The 1783-nt window shown below is 73.9% G+C and carries 3 protein-coding genes and 1 pseudogene; all 4 read left to right on the top strand.

Annotated elements, in window-relative coordinates; all coding sequences use genetic code 11:
* Positions 1–249, top strand: a pseudogene (locus ACFQ3T_RS07715) (DNA polymerase III subunit gamma/tau); the annotation flags it as partial.
* 74 nt (positions 250–323) lie between these two features.
* Entirely contained in the window at positions 324–650 is a 327-nt protein-coding gene (locus tag ACFQ3T_RS07720) for a YbaB/EbfC family nucleoid-associated protein (RefSeq protein ID WP_238413062.1), read from the top strand.
* Complete coding sequence (recR, locus tag ACFQ3T_RS07725; protein ID WP_380721740.1) at positions 650–1243, top strand: recombination mediator RecR; 594 nt, start codon at positions 650–652, stop codon at positions 1241–1243. Before ACFQ3T_RS07720 ends, recR begins: the two co-directional genes overlap by 1 nt.
* Positions 1240–1725 carry a uridine kinase family protein gene (locus ACFQ3T_RS07730; protein ID WP_380721742.1) on the top strand — a complete coding sequence of 162 codons (486 nt, stop codon included), beginning with the start codon at positions 1240–1242 and terminating at the stop codon, positions 1723–1725. Before recR ends, ACFQ3T_RS07730 begins: the two co-directional genes overlap by 4 nt.
* Positions 1726–1783: the final 58 nt, after the last annotated feature.

The raw sequence follows: 1783 nt of genomic DNA on the forward strand, positions 1-1783 counted from the left end.
CAGCAGGCCCGTCAGCCCGAGCCGACCAGGCAGGCCCCGCCCGGCCGGTCGGCCCCCGCGGACGACGTGCCGCCGCCGCCCGAGCCGCCGGAGCCCGATGAGCCCCTCCCGCCGGAGCCGGTGGACGAGGAGGAGATGTTCGCCGAGGCCGCCCTCCCCGGAGACGCGGACGGCGAGCGCCTCGACCCCGAAGCGGTCGTGTTGAAGCTGCTCGCGGACGAGCTGGGTGCACGGCCGTTGAAGGGCTGATCGACGCGGCTACGCTGGTGGACGGCGGCAGACCCCGAAGAGAGGAACCCGCGGTGCAACCCGGTGGGCCCAACATGCAGCAAATCCTCCAGCAGGCGCAGAAGATGCAGCAGCAGCTCGCCGCTGCGCAGCAGGAGCTGGCCGAGGCCGAGGTGACCGGCACCGCCGGCGGCGGCCTGGTCACCGCCGTGGTGTCCGGCGGCGGTGAGCTCAAGAGCCTGAACATCGACCCGAAGGCGGTCGACCCGGACGACGTCGAGACGCTGTCCGACCTGGTCGTCGCGGCGGTTCGCGACGCCAACCGCGCCGCGCAGGAGCTGGCCGCCCAGAAGATGGGCCCGCTGGCCAGCGGCATGGGCGGGATGGACGACCTGGGCGGTCTCGGGAAGCTGTTCGGCTGATGTACGAGGGGCCGGTCCAGGACCTGATCGACGAGCTCGGCCGGTTGCCGGGCGTCGGTCCGAAGAGCGCGCAGCGCATCGCCTTCCACCTGCTCGCCGCGGACCCGGCCGACATCGGCCGGCTCCAGGACGCGTTGCAGAAGGTCAAGGACGGCGTGGTGTTCTGCGACGTGTGCGGCAACGTCTCGGCCGAGGCGACCTGCCGCATCTGTCGCGACCCGCGCCGCGACCTGACGCTGATCTGCGTGGTGGAGGAGCCGAAGGACGTGCTCGCGGTGGAGCGGACCCGGGAGTTCAAGGGCCGCTACCACGTCCTGGGCGGCGCGCTCGACCCGCTGTCGGGCATCGGGCCGGACCAGCTGCGGATCAGGCAGCTGCTCACCCGCATCGGCACGGACGTCAACGAGATCATCATCGCCACGGACCCGAACACCGAGGGCGAGGCGACCGCGACGTACTTGGTGCGGATGCTGCGGGACTTCCCCGGCCTCACCGTCACCCGGCTCGCGTCGGGCCTGCCGATGGGCGGCGACCTGGAGTTCGCCGACGAGCTCACCCTCGGCCGGGCGCTGTCCGGCCGGCGCAGCATGTGAGGCTCGTGGCGGTCGACGGGCCCTCGGGCTCGGGCAAGTCGACCTACGCGGCGCGCCTCGCCGCGGAGCTGGGCGCGGCCGTGGTGCCGACCGACCACTTCGCCACGTGGACCGACCCGGTGTCGTGGTGGCCGCGCCTGGTCGCGGAGGTGCTGGACCCGCTCCGGCACGGCCGCGAGGCGCGGTACCGGCGCATGGACTGGACGGACGGGTGGCCCCGGCTCGGTGACGTCGTCACCGTGCCGGTCCCGGACGTCCTGGTGATCGAGGGCGTGTCGGCCGCGCGGCGGTCCGTCGCGCCCCTGCTCGACGAGGCCGTCTGGGTGGAGCTGCCGGACCCGGAGGAGCGCCTGCGGCGGGCCGTCGCGCGGGACGGCGAGGCGAGCCGCGAGCACCTGCGGCGCTGGCAGGCGTTCGAGCGCGGCTGGTTCGCCGTGGACGGCACGAAGGCTCGCGCCGACCGGATCGTCACGGTGACCTGAGCGCGGTGACCTGAGCGCGGTGACCTGAGCGCGGTGACCTGAGCGCGGTGACCTGAGC

Origin of the sequence: Saccharothrix hoggarensis (assembly GCF_042678885.1) — a bacterium.
Classification (GTDB): Bacteria; Actinomycetota; Actinomycetes; order Mycobacteriales; family Pseudonocardiaceae; genus Actinosynnema; species Actinosynnema hoggarensis.

Bases quoted from the DNA above. Each gene is read 5' to 3' on its own strand.
- ACFQ3T_RS07720 (WP_238413062.1), top strand. From the start codon at position 324: ATGCAGCAAATCCTCCAGCAGGCGCAGAAGATGCAGCAGCAGCTCGCC.
- recR (WP_380721740.1), top strand. From the start codon at position 650: ATGTACGAGGGGCCGGTCCAGGACCTGATCGACGAGCTCGGCCGGTTG.